This window comes from Paenibacillus sp. ClWae2A (assembly GCF_032452295.1).
Classification (GTDB): Bacteria; Bacillota; Bacilli; order Paenibacillales; family Paenibacillaceae; genus Paenibacillus.
Genome location: NZ_JAULSQ010000013.1, coordinates 42,402 through 64,869, shown reverse-complemented (window position 1 = coordinate 64,869; position 22,468 = coordinate 42,402). Strand labels below are relative to the sequence as shown.

General features: G+C 47.5%; 19 protein-coding genes. 15 read left to right on the top strand and 4 right to left on the bottom strand.

Annotated elements, in window-relative coordinates; translation table 11 throughout:
* Positions 1-258: 258 nt before the first annotated feature.
* The 4 genes from QVE09_RS26165 to QVE09_RS26150 all read left to right on the top strand — a co-directional run bounded on the left by QVE09_RS26165 (position 259) and on the right by QVE09_RS26150 (position 4,804).
* Positions 259-570 carry a hypothetical protein gene (locus QVE09_RS26165; protein ID WP_315939170.1) on the top strand — a complete coding sequence of 104 codons (312 nt, stop codon included), beginning with the start codon at positions 259-261 and terminating at the stop codon, positions 568-570.
* 954 nt (positions 571-1,524) lie between these two features.
* Entirely contained in the window at positions 1,525-2,121 is a 597-nt protein-coding gene (locus QVE09_RS26160) for an RNA polymerase sigma factor (RefSeq protein ID WP_315939169.1), read from the top strand.
* Entirely contained in the window at positions 2,118-3,101 is a 984-nt protein-coding gene (locus QVE09_RS26155; protein ID WP_315939168.1) for an anti-sigma factor domain-containing protein, read from the top strand. Before QVE09_RS26160 ends, QVE09_RS26155 begins: the two co-directional genes overlap by 4 nt.
* A 191-nt stretch (positions 3,102-3,292) precedes the next feature.
* Positions 3,293-4,804: an HD domain-containing phosphohydrolase gene (locus tag QVE09_RS26150; RefSeq protein ID WP_315939167.1), complete on the top strand. Its 1,512-nt coding sequence runs from the start codon at positions 3,293-3,295 to the stop codon at positions 4,802-4,804.
* A gap of 4 nt (positions 4,805-4,808) precedes the next feature.
* Here the strand turns inward: QVE09_RS26150 and QVE09_RS26145 are convergent, their stop codons facing one another.
* Positions 4,809-5,462: a phosphatase PAP2 family protein gene (locus QVE09_RS26145; RefSeq protein WP_315939166.1), complete on the bottom strand. Its 654-nt coding sequence runs from the start codon at positions 5,460-5,462 to the stop codon at positions 4,809-4,811.
* 239 nt (positions 5,463-5,701) lie between these two features.
* On the opposite strand from QVE09_RS26145, the gene QVE09_RS26140 reads away from it, so the two are divergent.
* The 4 genes from QVE09_RS26140 (at position 5,702) to QVE09_RS26125 (ending at position 9,927) form a co-directional block, all read left to right on the top strand.
* Positions 5,702-7,117 (top strand): sensor histidine kinase, encoded by a 1,416-nt coding sequence (locus QVE09_RS26140; RefSeq protein WP_315939165.1) that lies wholly within the window; start codon positions 5,702-5,704, stop codon positions 7,115-7,117.
* Between the two features lie 208 nt (positions 7,118-7,325).
* Entirely contained in the window at positions 7,326-8,483 is a 1,158-nt protein-coding gene (locus QVE09_RS26135) for an MFS transporter (RefSeq protein ID WP_197997917.1), read from the top strand.
* 241 nt (positions 8,484-8,724) lie between these two features.
* Positions 8,725-9,405, top strand: a complete 681-nt coding sequence (locus QVE09_RS26130; RefSeq protein ID WP_315939164.1) for an NAD(P)H-binding protein — start codon at positions 8,725-8,727, stop codon at positions 9,403-9,405.
* Positions 9,406-9,552: 147 nt separating this feature from the next.
* Positions 9,553-9,927: a RidA family protein gene (locus tag QVE09_RS26125; protein ID WP_017690870.1), complete on the top strand. Its 375-nt coding sequence runs from the start codon at positions 9,553-9,555 to the stop codon at positions 9,925-9,927.
* 105 nt (positions 9,928-10,032) lie between these two features.
* On the opposite strand, the gene QVE09_RS26120 is transcribed toward QVE09_RS26125, so the two are convergent.
* The gene (locus tag QVE09_RS26120) at positions 10,033-10,791 is read right to left on the bottom strand and encodes a tryptophan-rich sensory protein (protein ID WP_315939163.1); all 759 of its coding nucleotides are present in this window, start codon (positions 10,789-10,791) and stop codon (positions 10,033-10,035) included.
* Positions 10,792-11,017: 226 nt separating this feature from the next.
* Here QVE09_RS26120 and QVE09_RS26115 point away from each other — a divergent pair, with 226 nt between their 5' ends.
* Both QVE09_RS26115 and QVE09_RS26110 read left to right on the top strand, forming a co-directional pair.
* Positions 11,018-11,983: an arsenic resistance protein gene (locus QVE09_RS26115; RefSeq protein WP_315939162.1), complete on the top strand. Its 966-nt coding sequence runs from the start codon at positions 11,018-11,020 to the stop codon at positions 11,981-11,983.
* Between the two features lie 72 nt (positions 11,984-12,055).
* Entirely contained in the window at positions 12,056-12,250 is a 195-nt protein-coding gene (locus tag QVE09_RS26110) for a hypothetical protein (protein WP_315939161.1), read from the top strand.
* A 90-nt stretch (positions 12,251-12,340) separates the two neighbouring features.
* Here QVE09_RS26110 and QVE09_RS26105 read toward each other — a convergent pair whose 3' ends face one another.
* The gene (locus QVE09_RS26105; protein WP_315939160.1) at positions 12,341-13,969 is read right to left on the bottom strand and encodes a response regulator; all 1,629 of its coding nucleotides are present in this window, start codon (positions 13,967-13,969) and stop codon (positions 12,341-12,343) included.
* A gap of 5 nt (positions 13,970-13,974) precedes the next feature.
* Positions 13,975-15,804: a cache domain-containing sensor histidine kinase gene (locus QVE09_RS26100; protein WP_315939159.1), complete on the bottom strand. Its 1,830-nt coding sequence runs from the start codon at positions 15,802-15,804 to the stop codon at positions 13,975-13,977.
* A 143-nt stretch (positions 15,805-15,947) separates the two neighbouring features.
* Here QVE09_RS26100 and QVE09_RS26095 point away from each other — a divergent pair, with 143 nt between their 5' ends.
* From QVE09_RS26095 to QVE09_RS26075, 5 genes are all read left to right on the top strand, one after another.
* Entirely contained in the window at positions 15,948-16,829 is an 882-nt protein-coding gene (locus tag QVE09_RS26095) for a carbohydrate ABC transporter permease (protein ID WP_036607341.1), read from the top strand.
* Entirely contained in the window at positions 16,829-17,665 is an 837-nt protein-coding gene (locus QVE09_RS26090) for a carbohydrate ABC transporter permease (protein WP_315939158.1), read from the top strand. Before QVE09_RS26095 ends, QVE09_RS26090 begins: the two co-directional genes overlap by 1 nt.
* A gap of 475 nt (positions 17,666-18,140) precedes the next feature.
* A complete protein-coding gene (locus tag QVE09_RS26085; protein ID WP_315939157.1) occupies positions 18,141-19,439 on the top strand; it encodes an ABC transporter substrate-binding protein in 1,299 nt (432 codons plus the stop codon).
* 431 nt (positions 19,440-19,870) lie between these two features.
* Positions 19,871-20,437: a TetR/AcrR family transcriptional regulator gene (locus QVE09_RS26080; protein ID WP_036607516.1), complete on the top strand. Its 567-nt coding sequence runs from the start codon at positions 19,871-19,873 to the stop codon at positions 20,435-20,437.
* Positions 20,438-20,497: 60 nt separating this feature from the next.
* Positions 20,498-22,450: an alpha/beta fold hydrolase gene (locus tag QVE09_RS26075; protein ID WP_315939156.1), complete on the top strand. Its 1,953-nt coding sequence runs from the start codon at positions 20,498-20,500 to the stop codon at positions 22,448-22,450.
* Positions 22,451-22,468: the final 18 nt, after the last annotated feature.

Sequence of the window (22,468 nt, the reverse complement as noted above, 5' to 3'; positions counted from 1 at the left end):
CGAGCTCTGCCGGGCAACCGGTGGGGTTTTTTTTCTAAAGGACAAGCATGGTGGAGAGCCAGGGAGATGAGATAGCTTGTGGTTGAACGAAAGAATTGGTGGAATTCAAGAAATGGAGGGACGGCGTATGCTTCGAAAATAGGGAAGGTACCTGATGGCTTAACGCCCATTTTGTCAAAATGAGGGCGATAGCCCGGTCCAGAGGTAGGCTGAATACATAGCTTAGGGGTGTAGGCAAATGTTAAGGAGGAATGAACAATGAGCGAAGTAAAACCGAATTCACCGAACGGACAGGGACACGTATACGGACATACGGGAGGTTATGAGTATATGCAAGGATACCAATACACAGGTCATGAAATGCATGGGTATGGATATGGTTGTGGAACAATGCCAATGGGATATGGCTATGGATACGGACACCATGCCAATCAGGCTCCAATGATGCACGGTTATCAACAGGGTTGTGGAGTATCCTATGGTCATGGCGGCGGAAGCTGGGGTTCCATGGGCACGATCCTCGTACTGTTCATCCTGCTGGTCATTATCTCCAAAACGATGTTTATCTAAGTATTTGTGAGTGCAAGGAAACTTTGCTGATCGTGGATCGTTACGATAGGTGCTCTAAATAAACTCTGAGTTCCAAATCGGGGCATAACGTATCTATGATTCAGAAAGGGACAGCGTAGGATTTCATCCTGCGCTGTCCTTTTTTTACTTCGGGAGTACTTTCTTTAACGAACTCCACAGGCTCTATTCCATGCATTTCTGCAAAAATTGAAGGCTTAACGAATTGTAGACACCTTATTATCTGAATCTGGGCATGTTTGGAGCCTATATTCATGAAGTGACATGAATTAACGTGGCTGAGATTCGTTAGATTTTACATAGCACTGAAATCTTCAATATAAGGTGTGCAGGATTCGTTAGCGTCTGATAAGCGTAAGGAAGAATCTTCTCAATGAAGGAACGGTGTCCGACAGTCTGATGGTGGTGCTGAAATGTGTATGTAGACATGGATAAACACCCGGAACCCAATTCCGGGTGTTTTGTGTATGTTTTCAATCTTCTCAAGAATAAGTGATATCCAAAACAACAAAAGCCCTACCTCTCTTTTGTCCTTGCGGCTCCGATGACCGCGCCAGTGTGAATGGGAACATCTTGTGAAACTCTGTACTACCGGGTTATTGTGATTCAGGTTCTTCAATCTTCATAGGTTAATTGTGCTTAAAATTCGCTGCGGTCGCAGCATGAAGAAAATATTCCGGGGTTTAAAGAAGACAGAAATCATATGAGGTTGTTTAATACAACTTTTATAGTATACCACAGGTTGTAATTTTCTGCAATAAAAAGGAAAGCGCGACCAGAGCAACATATTTTCGGGTTGTTTTTAAGTTAGAAGGTGAAAGGTTAGTTTGAAAAGATACAGAAAATTTTTCAAACTATTTCTTCATAGAGGTAATCCTCTTCAAAAGATTCTGCGTAGGTTATAATAAGAGGGAAGAAACAGAAAGGGGCCCTCGCATGACTGAATCGATGGAGGACAGCAGGTTAATGCGGCAGATCGCGGAACGTGATGCCTCCGCACTGGAGCTTTTATATGACCGTTATGAGCGAGCGGTGTATTCTTTCGCCTATCGTATCGTTGGTGATCCCATGACGGCAGAAGAGACCGTTCAAGAACTTTTTATGCGGGTCTGGAATAATGCTGAACGTTACGATGCCTCACAGGGGAAGCTGACCACATGGATGTTTGCGATTACGCGTAACATTGCAGTGGACATGCTGAGGCGGAAATCAAAAGGGGCAGCGGTTACTTCAGTTGAACACGAGACACTGGCGGCCTATGCCGATGAGCATACAAACACGGAAGAAGAAGTGCAGCGTAAATGGGAAGGTACCCGGATCAAAGAGGCGTTGTCCCAATTGAACGGTGATCAGCAACAAGTTATAGAATCGATTTATTATGCGGGATTAACCCAGCAGGAAGTATCCAGCCGATTCGGGATTCCGCTGGGTACAGTAAAGAGCCGTGTCAGGCTTGCCATGCGACAACTCCAAAAGTTGCTGGCCGATGCTGAATTGCATCCGGACGCGGGAAGGGAGGGCATACATCCATGATAGAACGACATGAGGAGTGGTCTGATCTGGCACCGATGTATGTGCTGGGCGGACTGGAAGCAGAGGAAGTGGCTGCGTTTGAAGCGCATATGGCAACTTGCGAACCTTGTCGCCAGGAGGTGAGGGAATTGCAGGAAGTGACTGGCTTCCTGCCACTTGCGGCGGAACCTGTAGCACCGCCGCCAGGCATGCGAGCACGTGTGCTGGGCAACGTGCTCGGACATGTGCAGGAGAGCGCTGAGGCGAAGCCAGCGGCTGTTCCTGCAGAGCCTGAAGCACCCGTGGTGCTTCAGGAGGATCTTGCGCCGCAGCACGAACGTGCGGCGCAGCCCGGGCCAGGCTTGCCGCCGGTAACGGCGGTGCCTGCGGCCCGGGTGGAAGAGGCTGCCCAGGCACAGCCATGGCAGCCACAAGCGCGCGCGCGTGCGCGCAGCAGCAGCGCATGGCGCATAGCCAGTGCCGGCCTTGCGGCAGCGGCACTGTTGCTGGGCGTGTACACGGCGCAGCTGCAGAGTCAGATCGACTCGCTGACGCAGCAAGCGGCGGGCTCGTCGGCTACGCAAGAGCAACTGGTGCAGGCACAGGTGCAGAATGCACAGCTGCAAGAGCAGCTGGCATCAGCTCTGGAACCTGCACAGGGCATGCAGACGGGCGAGGCAGTGAAGCTGAATCCTGCAACGCAGGACATTGTAGCTCAGGGTCTCGCAACCATCGTTATTGACAGCAAAGGCACTCACCTGGTTGTGCAGGCTGAGAACCTGCCGAATCTGGAAGGCAACGAGGCTTTTCAGGTCTGGTTGATCAAAGGAGATACCCCTCACAATGCCGGTACGTTCCTTAGTCGTGACGGGACGGGAGCGGTATACTACACATTGGATTCGGCCAACGACTATGATACGGTTGCCATCACGCTTGAACCGGATGCAATGGGGGATGAGCCGCGGGGGACGATGATCCTGGCTGCCAAGATTAAAGGATAAATATAGGATATATCACCAAAGGCTGCTCCGTCGTGGAGCGGCCTTTTTGTGTTTTCCAGTTCTGGTGCCCACCCATTGGAATTTATTAATTTTTTTAGTCGAAGCAACCGATAAACAAATAGAAGGCAATACCCTTAATCTCCCCGTGTCTCAAGGGAGAACTGGTTGCACATAGAGAGTGAGGGGTTCAGTTGGAAGCATACCGTTCATTTATCTTTCGCCTGATTCGCAATTATCTGATCGGTTCACTGGCAGCTGTTTTTGTTGTCGGTACAGTAGTTATGGTATCTACTCTGCAAATACCCAATATTCAATTTGTTCGACTCATCTTCATTGTACTGATCTCACTCTTGTTCATGCTGGTTGCAGAATTAATTACGCTGTGGGTGCAGCTTGGCCCCATAAGACAATTTTTCACTTCCGAGCATCATGAGAGAGACGAATTGAACCACATGTATGAGAAAATTCATCGTTTCCCGGGACAGACCATATATCGGATCATGGGTCCGCACATGCTTGGTTTTTCCCTTCCGGCAGCCGGATTAACAATGTGGATGATATCCACAGGGTCGCTTGAATTCCCTTATTTGTATATTGTCGTGGCCGCCGCATGCGCCTTTCTGATTGCTATCATGCATGCGCTGATTGAGTATTACCTAACGGTGCGGGCGATTAGACCCCTGTTACTTGAGATTCGTCATCGAGGCAAAGTCCAATACGGGATGGAGCCTTCACTGGGAGGACGCATTCTGGTATCAATCCAGCGTAAATTTCAGCTAAGTACGGCATTGATTGGATTATTCCCTCTATTTCTATTTTTCCTGGCTACATATATCCGACTTCAGTATATGGACAGTGAATTTGCCAAAGAGTACATTCTGTGGGGAATTCTCATCGTGGTTCTGGGCGCGGGGTTTGCGCTGGTGGGAAGCTGGCTGTTGATTCGTGATGTTCGTGATCCGGTTGCTGAACTGACACATGAGATGAACCGAATTCAGGGGGGAGATCTTGGCAGACGAGCTCCGGATCTATATGCGGATGAGTTTTCGGCACTGATTTCTGGATTCAATATGATGATTAATCGGCTGGAGATGAGACAGGAACGCAATCGACAGCTGTTGCAAAGTTATTTTTCTACACTGGCTGCTGCTTTAGACGCCCGAGATAAGTACACGGCTGGGCATTCCATGCGTGTGGCAGAGTATTCGCTGATGATTGGCAAGCTAAGCGGAATGAATGAGGAACAGGCGGATTTATTGTACAAATCAGCCCTGCTTCATGATATCGGGAAAATCGGCATACCTGATGAGGTACTGCTGAAGGATGGAAAACTAAGCGATGAAGAATTCGCGATTATTCGCACACATCCCGTGCAGGGAGAGAGTATTTTGTTACAGATCGAGCCTATTGATGCCATGGCCGACTTTCTGCCAGGTGTACGATCTCACCATGAGAGATATGATGGCAAAGGATACCCGGATGGGATGGCTGGTGATGATATTCCCCTTTTTGGCCGCATCATTGCGGTAGCGGATGCCTTTGATGCCATGACGTCTGATCGACCATATCGGAATGGGATGAGTCACGAGAAAGCGCTAACGATTTTGGAAGAAGGAAAAGGGACCCAATGGGACCCCTATTTTGCAGGTTTGTTTATTGATGAATGGAGAAGACAACAGCATCTTCAGAAACAATCGAAGTGAGGGATCAGTTGATCCCCTCTGTCCACTTCGATTCTTTTCTGCGTCTTCGGTGTAGAGCGAGGCCTGTTATGATGGTGAGAACGCATTCGCCAAGTATGACTGCACCCAAGGCGTCATAGACCACATGTTGTTTGATCATTAGCGTGGATACAATAATGGTTGCTGCTCCAGCGGCCACCAAAATCTTGATGGGTTTGCGGATGCTTGGAACCGAGAGAACGGCACGCATAACCAGATAAGAGTGAAGAGAATGAATACTTGGAAAACAATTATAAGGACGGTCCTGGCTATACAGCCATCCGAGAACAGATGCTCCCAGGCCTGTACCCGTCAGTTCCGGGCGCGGTACCATGGTCTGAAAGTTGAAGTAGATGAGATAACATATCCAGACACAGATATTCATGGATAACAAGACGCGATAATACGTCAGACGATCCTTGGCACACAGGTAAGCGAGCACACCGAATACAAACGGGTACCAGCCCAAATATGGAATGGACATGGCAGGCACGTAGGGAATGATCCGGTCGAGCGGCGAATCAAGTACTACGAACCCGCGTTCTGGACTATTAAGAATATCATAGAAGAGCCCCATGACGGCCAAAGACAGCATCAAACTCAATGACAGCCAATAGGATTTGCTTTTTAACAATTGCACAACATCTTTCTCCTTTCATTCATGCTCCAGAGGAACATGACCCAGCAAATAACTAATTCAAATTTAAACAACAATATATTTTACTACGTTCAGCGCACAAATTGAATCCTGATTTGTGTATTTTTGTGTATTTTTTTGACGAAGAAGGAATGTCGAAGCTTCAATGGGCATGATATGATAGAGACACATACGGACGAAGGTACTTTGGCCAGTAAAGTCAGTACAACAGGAGTGAGTGAATGCAATTTTCAAAAATGTTCGTATTGAATATGGGGATGCTTATTACCATTGCATATCTTGCTAGTGTGTTCTATAAATATGTCGTAATACGTACCTCTTCCCGAGTGAAGCAGATCAGTTCAGTGCTTGTCCTTATATTTGCAGGTTGGATCAGCACCGTTTTTGGGTTTCAACTCACCGATGAAGTGGTCTTTGATCTTCGATATGTTCCTTTAATTGTTGCCGTTCTAACGTATAGACAACCCTATAGCGTAATCATCGTGGGTATTGGAATTGGGCTGTCGAGGCTGACTTTTGGCATCACGGATGCTACATTGGCGGCAGTGCTTAACATGTCTATTCTGGGCGTGATATGTGCAGGTCTGAATATATGGATGAGACGCAGTAACTACAGGCTGATTATTAAAGGCATACTTGTTACAGTTATCGTCAATGTGGTCAATAGTATAAACATCGCTATCGTTGGTGTTATCCCAGCTACATATTTCTTTTCACATATTATGCCGTACACACTCCCTACAGGCATTTTTCTGAGTCTTATTTTTGCATTTATTTTACGTGATTTCCAGAATGAACAGAATCGAATTTTGCTGATCCAGAGTACGAACCGGCTATTGTCTGTGCAAAAGGAAGAGTTACAGAAAGCCCAGATTGTACTGGAGGATCGAGCGAAACAATTGATGATTGCCTCACAGTACAAATCCGAATTTCTTGCGAATATGTCACATGAGCTGCGTACACCACTGAACAGTGTCATTAACTTTGCCCAGATGATCAGTGAGAACGCTGACACGATGGATCAGGAGGATATTGTACGTTTCGCCACCATGATCGACCACTCCGGGCAGGAACTACTCACGCTCATTAACGATATTCTGGATCTGTCCAAAGTGGAAGCAGGTCGGCTGGATATTGTACTGGAGGACATCAGTGTGGCACAACTTACAGAAGATGCCATGAATCACTTTCAACTGGTTGCCGAGAAAAAAGGCATTCAGTTGCAAATGGGTAAGAAACCGGGACTGCCCGACACGCTCTGGTCTGATCCCCAGCGGGTACAACAGATTTTGCGGAATCTGATGTCCAATGCCATCAAGTTCACTCCCCGGGGGAAGGTCACGTTGACCGTAAGCACCAAGCAGATTAAGAATGCAGGTATTCAGAATCGCTGGCTCGTTTTCTCCGTTCAGGACACAGGCATTGGCATTGCTGAGGACAAGCATCATTCCATATTTGAAGCATTTCAGCAGGCTGACGGGTCGATTAGTCGAAAATTTGGCGGTACCGGACTTGGCCTGTCGATCAGTCGGGATTTAGCGAGATTACTGGGGGGATCAATTGAACTTGAGAGCACTGAAGGTAAAGGAAGCACCTTCCATCTCTATCTTCCGTTGGACCGTGAAAAAATGAGTTGACAACCTTCGCGCCGTGAGTAGAATTTGGGATGACAACTAGCAACGACCGGCTTTTGAGACCCGGTCTAAGGAGTGTATCCCCATACAGAAGACGGTCAACGTTAACCCTCCCCCGTCAGCAAGCAAACCACGGCGCAAGGGTTCGACACAACGCACTAATTTATCGATAGCAACATGGGAGGGTGTACCGGCAATTATTTTACAGACATTGCTGGGAGGCCCGTTTTTAACCGGATTTCTGCTGTACCTTGGGGCCGGGTCGAGACATATCGGCTTTGTGCTCGCGATTACGACGTTCGTAAACATTGCCCAGATCGGAGCAGCTTACTGGATGCAGCGTATTCGTAGCCGAAAACGCATGCTGCTATTATTTGTGGGTACACATCGTATCTTGTGGAGTGCGACGGGACTGATTCCGTTTATATTTCCCAAAGAGTGGTGGGTAAGCGTATATATTGGCGTGTATACGGTTGCTTTTATATCAAATACCATTGGCGGCATGATCTGGACTTCACTGATTGGCGACATCGTACCTGCGAAGGTGAGAGGGCGTTATTTTGGAATTCGAAATACGATTCTGAATGCTCTTGGAAGCGTATGCTTATTCGCAGGCGGTATTGTTTTGGACCGTTACCCTGGAGAAATGGGATTTCTGATCCTGTTTATTCCGGTTTGGATCTGTGCCATTGCCAATACAGTCATCTATTTCTTCTACCCGGATGTACCATTTGAACGTTCTACCGAAAAGGTTTTCTGGCGGATGTTCATCAAGCCGTTCCAGGATCGTTCTTTCCTGAAAGCAACGCTGTTCCTGGCTGTCTGGTTATTGATCCAGACCTTGATTGTTCCGCTCTATTCCTATGTTATGTTGGATCTATTGAATATTAATTATCAGACCGTATCCCTGATCACGGTAGTCCAGACGCTGGTTATGATGGCCGGTTTCTATGTCTGGGGCAATCTGAATGCCAGATTCAGCAACAAAACCCTCCTATTCTGGACATTGCCAGTCATTGCACTCTCCTGTCTGTCGTGGGGGTTAATGTCGTTCATGCCCGTACTGATCGCACTATTTCTATCGCATATCTTCCTTGGGATTGGTGTAGGTGGATTCAATCAGCTGGCGTTTAACTTTACCATCGGAGACACACCCAAAAGTGAAAGACCGATGTTTGTCGCCGTGTATTCGGCTCTGACGGGAGTAACTTCATTTCTTGGGCCGCTGTTGGGTGGCTGGTTGTATGAAAAGATGGAGACTTGGTCCGATGCGCTGGCCTGGATCTCAGCCTATGGATTTCAGGTGGGGGTTGGTGTCGTAATGCTGATTCTAACATTTACCCTTGGACGTCGTGTACTGTTAAAATAGAAATGATATAATTTCAACTAATGAATATTTACACTGGCACTTCGATGACAGAACAACCTTCCGATCGCTGTTATCCCCAGATTTTTTTGATTCCTTTTAGAAAAGGGAAAATCCGGGGATAAAGGCGAACGCTTCGCTTCTTCAGGTTATTTCTGTCCTCTCCGTTATCGTGTAAATGATTAGGTCGATCATATATATCTGGTATGACTTCAAAAAAAGATGGCGAAGTGGAGGGATGTATTTGAATCGTCTCGAACGGAAAGCCATGGTGATTGGAGCCACGGGGCTTGTAGGCGAATTACTGGTTCATCATCTGGTGGAGCACTCGGAATACAGCCTGGTTCGCGTTCTGGTTAGACGTCCGCTTGAGCTGCAACATCCCAAACTGGAACAGCATGTAGTGGACTGGGAACAGCTGGAGAGCCAGGGCCATTTATTCGATGGAATCGATGACCTGTACTGTTGTTTGGGTACCACGATTAAAAAAGCAGGCAGTCAGGACAATTTCCGTCAGGTGGATTATCATTACCCGGTTCGAGCAGCTACGATTGCGAAGCAACATGGTGTATTACAGATGCTGGTGATCTCCTCCATGGGGGCGAGTGCAGGTTCCCGGGTCTTTTACAGTCGGACCAAAGGGGAAATGGAGGACGCATTGTCCGATATCGGTTTTCCGTCATTGCATATCTTCCGCCCATCCTTAATTCTGGGAGATCGAAACGAGAAGCGGTTCGGTGAGCAGATGGCTGCCCATGCCATGAAGTTTCTGGATCGCTGGATGAAAGGCAAAGCGGACAAATACCGGGCAGTCCACGCTGCAACCATTGCACAGGCCATGACAAATATTGCGCTGGTGCAAGCCAAGGGAAACCATGTGTATTCGAATGAAGTCATTCATGTCCTTGGTGTGGACGGCGGCTAAGAAACCTTTGAACGTGCTGTTTACTTCATATGGCTGTGAGGAACGTTTCTCGCTTGAGGTAGATCGTGGTATAATAGGCAACAAAAATGAGTTCGAACCCTGACTCCTTGCGGCAGCAGGATAACGAACATGAAGGAGAACTCGTCCATGAAAAAACCAATCTCTACTGATCAGGCGCCAGGCGCCATTGGTCCATACAGTCAAGCCGTTGATGCAGGCGATTTCATCTACACTTCCGGACAGCTTGGCCTGAATCCTCAAACGGGAGAATTCGGTGCAGATGTACAGGAGCAGACACGTCTGTCCTTGAGCAATGTGAAGGCTATTCTTGAAGCAGCAGGCACAAGTATGGATAAAATCGTAAAAACGACAGTGTTCCTGAAGGACATGAATGACTTTGTTCCTGTGAATGAAGTGTATAGCACATTCTTCGAACAGCCGTATCCTGCACGCAGTGCAGTGGAAGTTGCTCGTTTGCCAAAAGATGCACTGGTGGAGATTGAAGTTATTGCCCTGAAATAGGACAAGCTTCAATCGCTGCGGTATACATAAACAGCCGATTTCAGGTCGAAGACCAGAATCGGCTGTTTGCGTTACGTTTTTGCATTATTATTGAAGGTGGGTCGCTCAATCGCGATCCTGATTACGGGCGAAGAACAACCATACCGCGTAGATGGCCAGTACGATCGCAATGATGATTGCCGTATAATATACGGAAGTGACATCCTTTTGTTTAAGTGCAATGGCGATGTACGCCCATGTGAAGACCAGCGGATATACACTGTCCCGATAACGGAAGCTAACGAGTACAGCCAACAGCATACCCACAATCAGCATGATGATCGTCCAGGTTGGTTCGCTGATACCAAAACCATCCCAGCCAATTTTATATAACAGTACAGCTGCATTGACAATCGTTGCCACGCTAATCCATCCGAGATAGATGCTGAATGGTAGCTTCACAAGCCAGATCTCAGCAGTGGTTGGAACCGTAATGGTACGTGTTTTTACATACAGCATGATCAGGCACAACAGAAGCAGTACAATAATCAGTAAAGCGAGACCGGTCTGCAAGTTTTGAAAAGCAAAAATCCAGGCTACGTTGAAAGCGCAGCTTGCCAAGAACCAATACCCGAGACGGGTAATCGAATCCCTTTTCCAAGAAGCGGGCACGAACTGATAGATCACAAATCCTGCCAGCAGCAAGTAGATCAAACCCCATATAGAGAAGGCATAGCCAGAAGGTGTGAGTAGCACAGGATACATATCCGATACTTCTTTATTGGTCTTGCCTCCGATTGGCAGAGCGTTGGAGAGGTAGTTCACGATAATTACAGCGATAAAACCAATGGCGTTTAACCACTTGTACGGATTGTTACGTGACATTGTGTTTCCTCCTTGGTTTAACGAATGAATGAACCACGGGTCAGTCTACAATGAATATACCCAGTTCTTGCACATTCTAATAACAGCCGCAAAAAATTCACAAGTTGGATCTTTCAGATCCTTGTGCTCTGCTACTACGTTGGAACGGTACTCTGTCCCAATGTACGCGAAACGAAGCAGAAATATGTCCATGCCCACGATGTCCCACTAGAAGAGGGGGAAGAGAATGCTCACAAGAGAAACAATGGAGAAACAGCAAACCTGGTTCTATGTAGTTGCACTATTCTTAGGAGCAGCGATAGGGCTGAGTAATCCGGTATGGGGGAATCTTTTACACTACACCGTGTCTCCGATACTTGCCGTTCTGTTATATAGCATGTTTGTACAGATTCCCTTTTTACAGTTAAAAGAGTCCTGGTCGAATCTTCGATTTATGGGCGCGTTACTAGTGGCTAATTTTATCGTTGTACCTATAGTTGTATGGTTGCTTACACTTGTCTTTCCACAATCACCAGGCGTTCTGATCGGAGTCTATCTAGTACTGTTAACACCCTGTATTGATTACGTCATTGTGTTCACACAGCTCGGCAGGGGCAATGAGAAGCTGATGCTGGCCGCAACACCCCTTTTATTTGTTATACAAATGATCCTGTTGCCGTTTTATTTATGGCTATTGATGGGGGCTGGGGTGGCGCAGGTCATGCAGGTAGGGCCGTTTGTGGAGGCTTTTTTGTTCCTGATCGTTATTCCACTGCTGCTTGCTGTTGTTACACAAGTTCTCTCCAGAGGTAAAGCGAGCGGGGAGCGGGTCATGAATGCGACGGCCTGGCTGCCAGTTCCGATGATGGCACTCGCGCTGATCGTGGTTGTCGCTTCCCAGATTGGCAAAGTTTACAATGATATGGCGATCATCGTGAACGTGATCCCGATCTACGTTGCTTTTCTGATCATTATGCCCTGGTTATCTCGGATCATTGCTAATGGATTTCGATTGAATCCAGGTGCAGGGCGGGCGTTAATTTTCAGTTCAGCCACACGGAATTCGCTGGTTGTTCTGCCGCTAGCACTAGCACTCCCACCAGAATGGGCAACTATAGCTGCGGCAGTCATCGTTACACAGACGATAGTGGAGCTTGCTGGGGAGCTAATCTACATTCGACTTGTACCTGCGGTGATTTTGCGGGATCGGTGAGCGTATTAAGGCGTATCTATGTTATGATCTAATATAATTAATAAAACCATTTTTGGTAAATAAAAGGGGGAGATGAGAGTTCTTACTTATCGGAAGATCATGTTCTACCTGGATATTGCACTGGTTCCGTTCATCGTTGTCTTTTTTCCTATAGCGGCTCATACAACAGGAAATAACATTTATTATCTCTACTTGGGTATAGCTGTAGCTGCAATCTTTCGGATCGTATTCTATCTGAGAAAAGAAAGAGCCAACAAGTCGTCATGATCTATGCTATTTTCTGTAAAAGTAAAATAAAAAGAGTACTTCCGATGGCCCATGCCGGGAGTACTCTTTTTAATTCGGATCAGGTACTCGTCACGTACTAGCCTCCAATAATGTTTTACGATATTCTGCTGGCGTGATGCCCTCCATTTTTTTGAACACTTTACTGAAATACTTTTCATCCTGAAATCCAACCATCTCCGAGATTTTAGCGACTCGCAGAGAAGGATTTTGCAGTAACAGCTTGGCGTTGTTGATCCGCAGTTTCGCCAGATATTCCGACCAGTTCAGACCAAATTTCTGTTTGAATTTGCGTGAGATATACTCCCGGCTCAGGTAGAAACGCGCGGCAATCTGCTGTAAGGAAAGGTCTTCCTGATAATGGGCGTCCATATAACGTGCAATCTCACTCATGGGATCAGGATTGGCGTGGTGATGAGTGGTGAGCGCCTTTCCGGCCGCAAGCAGTCGTTGTTCCAACGATGAACGAAGCAGGGGGAAGGATAACAGTCCTTCAGCGTCCAAAGGTAACTCGGCAAAGGGAATAGACTGTTCCTCTGTCACTTCTTCCTCTGTGAATGACGAACCTGCCGTATCATCAAGCCAGCGGCTCAGCATCCATTCCAGCTCATCGATCCATTGCTGGATCTGCTCAGCACTGACAACCTCAAGATCAGTAATCGGGTCAAGCCACTCGGCAACCGCAGCAGATACACTGGAAGCCCGGCAGCTCATAGCTGCCATACGCAGGGGTTCTTCATGGGCGGTTAAACGCCTGATTTTCTTCCCATTTGATGATTCCACTGAAGCATGGATTCGCTGTTTAATTTGCACAGCGTTACGTCTCCACAATCTTGAACTTGCTTCCAGATAGGCTGCTGAGATTCCGCCAGGGTAGGACTCACAAGTGGAGATGCCAAAATGAAGCCGGCGCTGAATCGTCTGCTCCAATCCCTGATCAACCTTGTCCAGAATATGTTCCAATGAAGTGGATGGACCCCAATGCAGCAGAACAATCTCATCGGGCTGATCCAACTGACGAAACATTACGCCTTCGTCTGGTGTGGATAACATCTCGGCACAGATATTAAGTACCGAGAACACAAGCAGGTCCGGTTGACTGCGATATTTTGCCAGACAATCTGCATCCAGATGGGACAGGCTGGTGACAGCGACACTACAGACAGGGATTAGAGAGGGGAGATTTAACTCATCCTGCAATCGCTGCATGTGTGATGAACTGCTACCTCTTCCGACGGCAAGTTCAGTGAGCAGACGATCCTGGTAGTGGGGGCGCATTCGATTAACGACAATGGATTGCCGGGTGGATTGTATCCGAATGGCGTCTTCCTCTTCCCAAGCTGTAACGGCCTTTAATAGAGATGCACTCAGCTCATCTGCTTCCACAGGTTTCAGGAGGTAGTCCATGCCACCATGCCTGATTGCATGCCTCACAAGTTCAAAATCATCATATCCGCTGATAACCAGCACCTTGCTGTGCGGGGCATGAGCCGATATCCATTCAAGCAATGCCATACCGTCCTTACCCGGCATACGCATGTCACTAAGAATGATTTGAGGTTGATGTTCCGTGATGGCGGCGATGGCTTCATCCCCGTCTGCTGCTTCAAGTAATGTATCAATACCAAAATCTTCCCAATGACCAAGCAACCTTATGGCATCGCGGACATGTTTTTCATCATCTACAAGCAGTGCCTTCATGTTGTTCACTCTCCCGCGTATAGTTTAACCCTGATCTTCACACCATTGGGTTCCCGATTGCTGATCTCAAGTCTGGCAGAGTGACCGGGATGTGAGTTCAATTGAAGTCTGCGTATCACATTTCGTAGACCGATGGACTCGGACTCGTCGGATTCTTGCGTGGCTAACCCGGTTGATGTGTGATTTTGGTGCAGCCATCCCCGAATCTCCAGTAATTTATCATCAGGTATGGAGGGTCCGTTATTAATCAGTTCTATTTCAATCCAATGATCATCGATCCGGCGGCTGGATAGGGATATGTGACCTTTGCCAGGCTGAATATCTGCCCCATGTTTGAAATAGTTCTCAATTAAAGGTTGTAACGTCATTCTTGGCATTTCGACAGATAAGGTATCTTCGGCAAAATCCAAATCCACCTCAAGGCGGTCACCGAACCGCTCCTGCTGAAGTTCCAGATATAACCGGGCATGCTCCGCCTCTTCGCGTAAGGTCACGCAGGTCTGATCCCGCATGCTGTAGCGCAGCATTTTGGACAGGCTAGAGAGTAGTGTATATGCCCGTTGTCCTTGCTGTTGAAGGGCAAGTGTACCGATCGATTGCAGTGTGTTATATAGAAAATGCGGATGAATCTGCGCTTGCAATGCTTTGAGTTGATTCGTCTTATTGGCGATTTCGAGTCGATATTCCCGCAAAATAAGATTATTTACCGTATCCATCATATCTCGGAAATGACGAGCGAGCACCCCGAATTCATCTCGGCTGGATAGATGGATATCCACATGCAGACGCCCGGCTTGAATCTGGTTCATATACCGCATGAGTTGCTTGAGCGGACCCGTGATTCGGATGGAGATGAACAAGGTTGCAACAATGACCAATACAAGTGCCGCAATGGCAATCATCGCGTTATTCCACGTAAGTGTGGTCGCTCTGGCATATAACGTCTCATTCGGGATCTGTTTGACGATGGTCCAGTCAGCGTACGTGCTGCCAAGCTGCTGGTAAACATACATGGATCGATCCTGTTCAAAATGTCCTGCGACATTCTGGGCTGTACCAGCGCTAGTTCGTGCGATATTCAGTTCACTGGCTGTTTCCTCTCGCAGTGCATCCGTATGGTTGACCTCGGAACGGCCCTGGTAAATGATCTGGTTCTGACCATCCACAACATAGATCTGTTCCTTAGCCGGATCATACAGCCTGCCACAGATTGCTGCAATGGTATTCATGTTCAGATCAATGGCGAGTACACCCAGACGCTCGGTGGATGGAATATCCTTGATCACCCGATGCAGGGTGATGACCGTTCTTGCAGGATCATCAGGGGAGGCAGCCTTGAATCCGTACGTGTGACTCATATGGGCCGATTCCACCCAGATATCCGAGTTGTCACCACCCATTTTTCCATGAAGAGAGTCCGAATATGCCTGTTTGCGTTCCTCCCGCTTCGGAAAGGGATTCGTAATTAAAGTGGATTGATCAGCGGCAAAAGAGTGCAAATACAGCTGGAATACATCTGGCACAGCAGCGCGGATTGTCTGCAAAGTGGTGTACACCTCGGCAACCGCACGATAATCACCAGGAATCTTCGCCAGGTTACGCAGGAAGTTCGGGTCGTTATACACAGCGAGCGACGCTCTGGCCACGTTATCCACATAGTTATTGAGATTCGTGGACGCTTGGTAGATCAGGCGTTTGTTCTCTTCAACAGCCTGTTCCCGCAAGGCTGTCTTGGTCTGGATAAACGTCATGCTGATTGAGGCGAGCAGCGGAAGGGTGGTAGCAATGAGCATAAAGGCAATCAATTTGGTGCGTATACTATAGTATTTGGACATCGGAACACCCCTTCTGGTTGCAGGTTAAGAGAGGACAATATTTTACCCCCAACTGTTCACGAGGGTCGGTGTTTCCCTCGGCGATATTGGAGTTTAATAGAAAAAGAGACCAATTTCATCCATCTATAGAAGGGGAGAACGATATGAAGCATCGCAAATCTTCACAGCTGTTACAGCAGCTTGTGTTCGTGGGTCCCTCCATCGTGTTTTTTATTCTCATCATCGTGGTCCCTTTCCTGCTTGGCATGGTGTATTCCTTCACGGATTGGAACGGGGTATCCGAGAACATTAATTGGGTAGGATTCGATAACTTCGTGCATGTTTTTGCGAATGATCCCAAGTTCCAAACGGCGTTTTGGTTTACGGTGCGCTTCACCGTGGTTGGTGTAGTACTAACCAATGTGATTGGCTTTTTCCTGGCGTATTTCCTGACCAAACCGCTTAAGACGAGAAACATTCTGCGTACGATCTTTTTTATGCCTAACGTGATCGGTGGGTTGTTGCTCGGCTTTATCTGGCAGTTCATATTTGTGAAAGGGTTTTCAGCAGTAGGCGATGTGACCGGCTGGTCCTTCTTCAACCTTCCTTGGCTGGGAGACGAACCGACTGCCTTCTGGGGAATCGTGATTGTATTTGTATGGCAGACCGCAGGATATCTGATGGTCATCTACATCTCATCTCTGACAAATGTATCCCCTGATCTGCTGGAAGCCGCCGAGATTGATGGCGCAAGTCGCTGGCAGGTACTGCGGAGCATCATTCTTCCGCTCATTATGCCGGGTGTAACGATCTGTCTGTTCCTGGCGATCTCCTGGTCGTTCAAAATGTTCGATCTCAATCTGTCGCTAACCAAAGGTGGACCATTCGGATCAACAGAGTCGGTTGCACTGAATATTTACAATGAAGCCTTTGTGAATAACAGATATGGCATCGGAACCGCCAAAGCACTCGTGTTCTTCGTAATCGTTGCCATCATCACCATGATTCAGGTACGTCTGACGAAGAGCAAGGAGGTAGAAGCCTAATGGAGACGACGAAAAATTACCGCTTCAGTACCATTTTAACCGAGATTGTCATGGTGCTCATTGGACTTTTATTCCTGGTTCCTTTTTACTTCCTGTTTGTGAATTCGGTCAAAACATTTGGTGACCTGCTCACCAATTCGGCTGCATGGCCGGAAGTATTTCAGTGGGGCAACTATGCGAACGCCTGGGAGAAAATTAACTTCCCGTCTGCGCTGATGAACTCGCTTATCGTTACGGTAGTCAGCAATCTGTTGCTTGTGCTGATCAGTTCCATGGCCGCGTACCGAATGGTCCGCAGCGATACCCGGTTCAACCGGATTTTGTTCGGCATGTTCATTGCCGCCATGGTGATTCCGTTCCAGTCTATCATGATTCCACTCGTTACTGTAACCAGTAATCTGGGACTGATCGATAGCCTTGGCGGACTCATCATCTGTTATCTCGGTTTCGGGGCACCGATGTCTGTCTTCCTGTTTCACGGATTCGTGAAATCCGTCCCGCTGGAGATTGAGGAAGCGGCCCGGGTTGATGGAAGCTCTGCCTACGGGGTGTTTTTCCGGATCGTATTTCCACTGATGAAACCGATGTATGTAACCGTCATTATTTTGAACACACTCTGGATCTGGAATGATTATCTGCTCCCATCGCTGATCCTGCAAAGCTCCAACCTGCGTACGATCCCAATTGCGACCTTTGCACTCTTCGGTCAATATACGAAGCAATGGGATCTGGCCTTGCCAGCACTTGTGCTTGGCATTATGCCGATCATTATCTTCTTCCTGTTGATGCAGAAGTATATCATTCAGGGGATTACGGCTGGATCAGTTAAAGGGTGAGTGCGTGGGAAGGGTCGCTTGCGGGATTAAGTTGCGCTTTCGGTCGCTGTTGCTCCTCGGTGGCCTGAATGTATTGGGACAAGGAAGCCACCGAGTATCAAAGGCGAACGCTCCGCTCCTACATCGCATCCTGATCCCTCTGCTCCCACCTCGCATGGAGGTGTGCAAAGGGGAGAAGGAGGCCCAGATAGATTGGGCTCCTTCTCTTGATAAAGGCTAGTCGAGTTCAACTAAACATTTACAACGATAACGGAGAGGGCAGAAATAACTTGAAGAAGCGAAGCGTTCGCCTAAAAGCTTTCTTGAAGAAAGCTACTTCGGAAGCATACGCTATCCCGGGATTTTTCCCATTAATAATGGATCAAAAAAATCTGGGGATAACAGCGATCGGAAGGTTATTCTGTCATCAGAGTGCCAGTGTAAATATTCATTAGTGGAACTGTTATACTGAAACTACTATAGGGAGAGTGTATGTATGAAAAGAATGACAAAGTTGACGTTGCTTATGCTGATTGCTTTTTCGGTAATGCTTGCGGGTTGTGGCAATGGGGACAAGAGTGGCAGTCCGGTCAACACGGATACTCAAGGTGGTGGCGAGGCTGCTGCTGGAGATAAAACTATTAAAATCTTCCAATTCAAAGTCGAAATTGCGGAAGCGCTCAATCGTCTCAAAGCGGAATATGAATCCTCCCATCCAGGCGTCAAACTGGACATTCAGACTGTAGGTGGCGGCAGTGACTACGGTGCTGCATTAAAAGCCAAGTTTGCTGCTGGCGAACAACCGGACATTTTCAACGTAGGTGGTTATCGTGAACTGGATACATGGCTTGAATATCTGGAAGATCTGTCTGGAGAATCATGGGCCAAGGATGCGCTCGAAGTAGCCAAAGAGCCAATGACCAAAGACGGCAAACTCTACGGACAGCCGCTCGCGCTGGAGGGTTATGGTTTCATTTATAACAAAGACCTCTTCCAAAAAGCTGGTATTACCGAAATTCCAACGACACTGGAACAATTGGATCAAGCTGCACAGAAACTTCAAGCCGCAGGCATTACGCCATTCTCGAACGGTTATCAGGAGTGGTGGGTGCTGGGCAATCATAACGTAAACGTGGCATTTGCGAATCAGGCAGATCCGGTGAAATTCATCCAGGGTTTGAACGAAAGCACGGAGAAAATCCCTGGCAATCAGGTGTTCAACGACTGGATTAACTTGCTCGATTTAACGCTGAAATATAGCAATAAAAACCCGCTGACAACCGACTACAATACTCAAGTTACGTTGTTTGCGAGTGGAGAAGCGGCGATGATGCAACAAGGGAACTGGACTCAAGTACAGATCGATGGAATCGATCCGGATCTGAATCTGGGTATACTGCCAATGCCAATTAACAATGAACCCAATGACAAATTGTTTGTCGGTGTGCCGAACTATTGGGTTGTAAACAAGAACTCCCAAGTGAAAACGGAAGCCAAAGAGTTTTTGGAGTGGCTCGTAACTTCGGATATAGGGAAACAATACATGACGAAAGAATTCAAATTCATCCCGGCGTTCAGTTCCATCACGGCATCCGAAGAGGATCTGGGTGACCTCGCCACAGAGATCATGAAGTATAGCCAGGAAAACAAAACACTCAGCTGGAACTTCAACCGTTTCCCTGAAGGGGTTCCACAAGAATATGGCAGCACGATTCAAGCTTACGTTGCAGGCAAATCGGATAAAGCCGGATTGCTCGACGCATTGCAGCAGAACTGGGATAGTCTGAAAAAATAATTCGGATCATGGACGGTATCCACAGGTTACCAAAAACTGTTCAGAAATTTTCTGATAGAAAAGTTTATCTAGTAGGTAAATAAGTCAATCGAAACAGGTTAGCCAGAAATCTTATTCTGGTTGGCCTGTTTTTGTTTTTCCGAGCAGCCAATAGCGCTCTGAAAAGTTCAAAGTTATTAATACCCCTGAAATGTGGATAACCGGAAAGCAGGTTAACGATCCCATGACGTATTTAACACAGAGTTAATACTATATGTGGATATCCTGTGTGTATACTAATCTAAATGTGGACAAGTAAGGAGTAGCTTGAGCGAAAGAGGATCTTTTGTTAACAGAAAAACTTGTTTTCAACTTACTAGTACTGTATAGTTCTAAATATGACAAATCAAAAAATGAACACGGGGCCTGCCAAATCCAAGAGTTCCAATCCGGTGAACCGGACTAAGGCAGTTGAAGTGGCGGCACAATTATTTCTGCGTCAGGGGTACAGCTACGTCAGCATGGATGAAGTCGTGCGAGTGAGTGGGGTATCCAAGTCGAATATTTATTATCATTTTAAAAACAAGGAGGAACTGCTCCAGGCCGTGGTACAATACTGGATTGCCCAGTATGAGTCGGAGCTGTATCTGCTGCTCAGTCAGCGTGAACGAGGAGTGGAGGAGCGTATCTACTCATTCATGGCATTGCTGTCGGCAGGTATTGAGGGCCGAAATTACGAAGGGAGCTGTCCCTTTGTTACGTTATATATGCAGACACCGGACAGTGCACCCCAAGTGAAGGAAAGCATATCCAGATTCTTTCGTGAGCTTAGACCTATGGTGGAGAAGTTGTTTCAGCAAGGTTTGGATCGCGGTGAATTTCGCAAAGAAATCGAACCGGGACCGGCTGCGTTGTTGTTTATTGCCGCATTGGAAGGTTCACTAATCCTAGCGGGAACTGCCCGTGATGTTGGGATTATTGAACAATCGGCACGTACGTTTTGTCAGATGCTTCGTTAATCGAAGCTCTTTTTTTGAATATAACTAGTACTATATAGTACTAAAAGGGGCCGTAACAGAATGAATGTACATACAACAAACATGAATCAGGTAATAAGCGAGTCTGATATTGCAGCCACGACCATTTTTATGACAGGAAGTACAGGTTTTATCGGCAAAGAAACGGTCAAACAACTCACGCAGGGAGACGCACAATTGCTCTTGCTGGTTCGTTCGGAACAGCGAGCCAGAACTGTGCTGAAGGCTTATGGAGTGAAGGATATCGACCGAATTACCTTTATTAAAGGTGATTTGTCCATGTCGGGTCTTGGCCTTACCGCAGCGGATCGGGAGTGTGCTCTTGAAGCGAATGTGATCATACATGCGGGTGGAACGATGGACGTCACTTTGGAACGAAAAGTAGCCGAGCAGATATTTATGAACGGGGCCAGAGAAGTGGCCCAGCTTGCACAAGAAATTCACCATACCCGCGGATTGAGACACTTTATCCACGTTGTTGGTTATATGAGTCCTTATGGAGAGCGGAATGAACAGGGGAATTATCTACAGGTTGAGCATGTGGATAACAATGAAAGTGCGTATGAAGAGATGAAGTTTCATGCCGATCTGCATATTCGTGAGCATGCAGAGCAGCATCACTATCCCTTATCCGTTGTGAATCCGAGTACAGTGGTTGGACCACGTCCCACAGGTGAAACTCAGCAAACGGGTGGGATTGGGCTGCTCATTCAGGCGATTCAGAAAGGACTTATGCCGGTAGTGCCGGGAGGTTCATCCTATTGGTTACCGCTTGTGGAGAATGACATTGTTGCACAGACGCTTGTTTTTCTATCCAGGGAAGTTGCTCCAGTCGGAGGAACCTATCCACTATTGGCGCGGAAGGAAGACAGTCCCAATATGAAGGAACTGCTGCAACTTCTGGCACAGCAATTGGACGTACCCAAGCCCAAAGGGGCTGTGCCACTACCATGGATTCAATGGATCATGAAATTAGGTGGTTCACGCATCAGTGGTGTTCCAGCGGAGTCGGTTGCTTTTATTACCAACAGGTCATTCCCGGTTGAAGAGACGGAGGCTCTGTTTACACGTATGGGGCAATCCTGGTCGGACATCCGGGAACAGCTTCCGCTGGTTACAGCCGATCTGGACTATCGTCTTCGGTATACGCCGTTACCTGAGGGTTTTCCGACAGATTATATTCGGTCGCGAAGTGGAAATATGGCTATGCTTGGTTGGGAGGGTGAGGGAGAGCCTTGGATTATTGTGCATGGTTTGCTCCAATCTGCAGATGAGATGTTACCGTTAGGACAACAGCTTAGAGACCGGACAGGGAACCCGGTATGGTTAATCGATCTCGCTGGATTCGGACGGTCCCCAGTGCATCAGGGAGATGAAGCATTTGAAGGTCAGGCGGATGCCCTGCATACGGCTCTTGGTGAGTTTGAAGGTCCGGTGAAGCTGGTAGGGCATTCGATAGGGGCAGCTATTGCAGCTGCGGCACAGATGCGCAGCGGGCGGACAGACATTCGGTTAGGTTTGCTTCAGCCAGTTGCCAATAATTCAAATCCGAATGTGCTGAGTGGGATTTCCCGTTTGCCAAGAGGTGTGATGAGATCGTTACTTCGCCTCCGGTCGGAGAAAGGTTGGAACCGAATGTTCAGTGAATACAGCAGCGGAGAAGACAAAAGAGGTATGGATCATACGATTGCCAAAAGAATACGCTCCAGTCTCCAATCGCCTCGCATTGCAGGAGCGCATGCGGATTTGTTGCGGTGGATCCACTCCGGCAAGCAGGGAAGCGTCAACTCCTTGTCCTGGATAAAAGAGTGGGCTGATGACCGCGCCAAGAATGTATTAGTTGTATGGGCCAAGGAAGATCCGGAATATCACTATCCCCTGGATATGAACTCACAGGTCAAACGGATAGATGTACCCTATGGACATTACTTTCCGACGTTTCAATATAAGGAAACAGCTGCAATCCTCACCGAATGGGCCGATACCTTGAGGTGAGTTCAGGTTTGGAAATGC

Excerpts from the sequence above, each read along its gene's own strand:
- QVE09_RS26075 (WP_315939156.1), top strand. The coding sequence starts at position 20,498 with ATGAATGTACATACAACAAACATGAATCAGGTAATAAGCGAGTCTGAT.
- QVE09_RS26120 (WP_315939163.1), bottom strand. The coding sequence starts at position 10,791 with ATGTCACGTAACAATCCGTACAAGTGGTTAAACGCCATTGGTTTTATC.
- QVE09_RS26095 (WP_036607341.1), top strand. The coding sequence starts at position 15,948 with ATGAAGCATCGCAAATCTTCACAGCTGTTACAGCAGCTTGTGTTCGTG.
- QVE09_RS26155 (WP_315939168.1), top strand. The coding sequence starts at position 2,118 with ATGATAGAACGACATGAGGAGTGGTCTGATCTGGCACCGATGTATGTG.
- QVE09_RS26160 (WP_315939169.1), top strand. The coding sequence starts at position 1,525 with ATGACTGAATCGATGGAGGACAGCAGGTTAATGCGGCAGATCGCGGAA.
- QVE09_RS26110 (WP_315939161.1), top strand. The coding sequence starts at position 12,056 with ATGAGAGTTCTTACTTATCGGAAGATCATGTTCTACCTGGATATTGCA.
- QVE09_RS26140 (WP_315939165.1), top strand. The coding sequence starts at position 5,702 with ATGCAATTTTCAAAAATGTTCGTATTGAATATGGGGATGCTTATTACC.
- QVE09_RS26125 (WP_017690870.1), top strand. The coding sequence starts at position 9,553 with ATGAAAAAACCAATCTCTACTGATCAGGCGCCAGGCGCCATTGGTCCA.
- QVE09_RS26100 (WP_315939159.1), bottom strand. The coding sequence starts at position 15,804 with ATGTCCAAATACTATAGTATACGCACCAAATTGATTGCCTTTATGCTC.
- QVE09_RS26115 (WP_315939162.1), top strand. The coding sequence starts at position 11,018 with ATGCTCACAAGAGAAACAATGGAGAAACAGCAAACCTGGTTCTATGTA.
- QVE09_RS26105 (WP_315939160.1), bottom strand. The coding sequence starts at position 13,969 with ATGAAGGCACTGCTTGTAGATGATGAAAAACATGTCCGCGATGCCATA.
- QVE09_RS26085 (WP_315939157.1), top strand. The coding sequence starts at position 18,141 with ATGAAAAGAATGACAAAGTTGACGTTGCTTATGCTGATTGCTTTTTCG.
- QVE09_RS26165 (WP_315939170.1), top strand. The coding sequence starts at position 259 with ATGAGCGAAGTAAAACCGAATTCACCGAACGGACAGGGACACGTATAC.
- QVE09_RS26090 (WP_315939158.1), top strand. The coding sequence starts at position 16,829 with ATGGAGACGACGAAAAATTACCGCTTCAGTACCATTTTAACCGAGATT.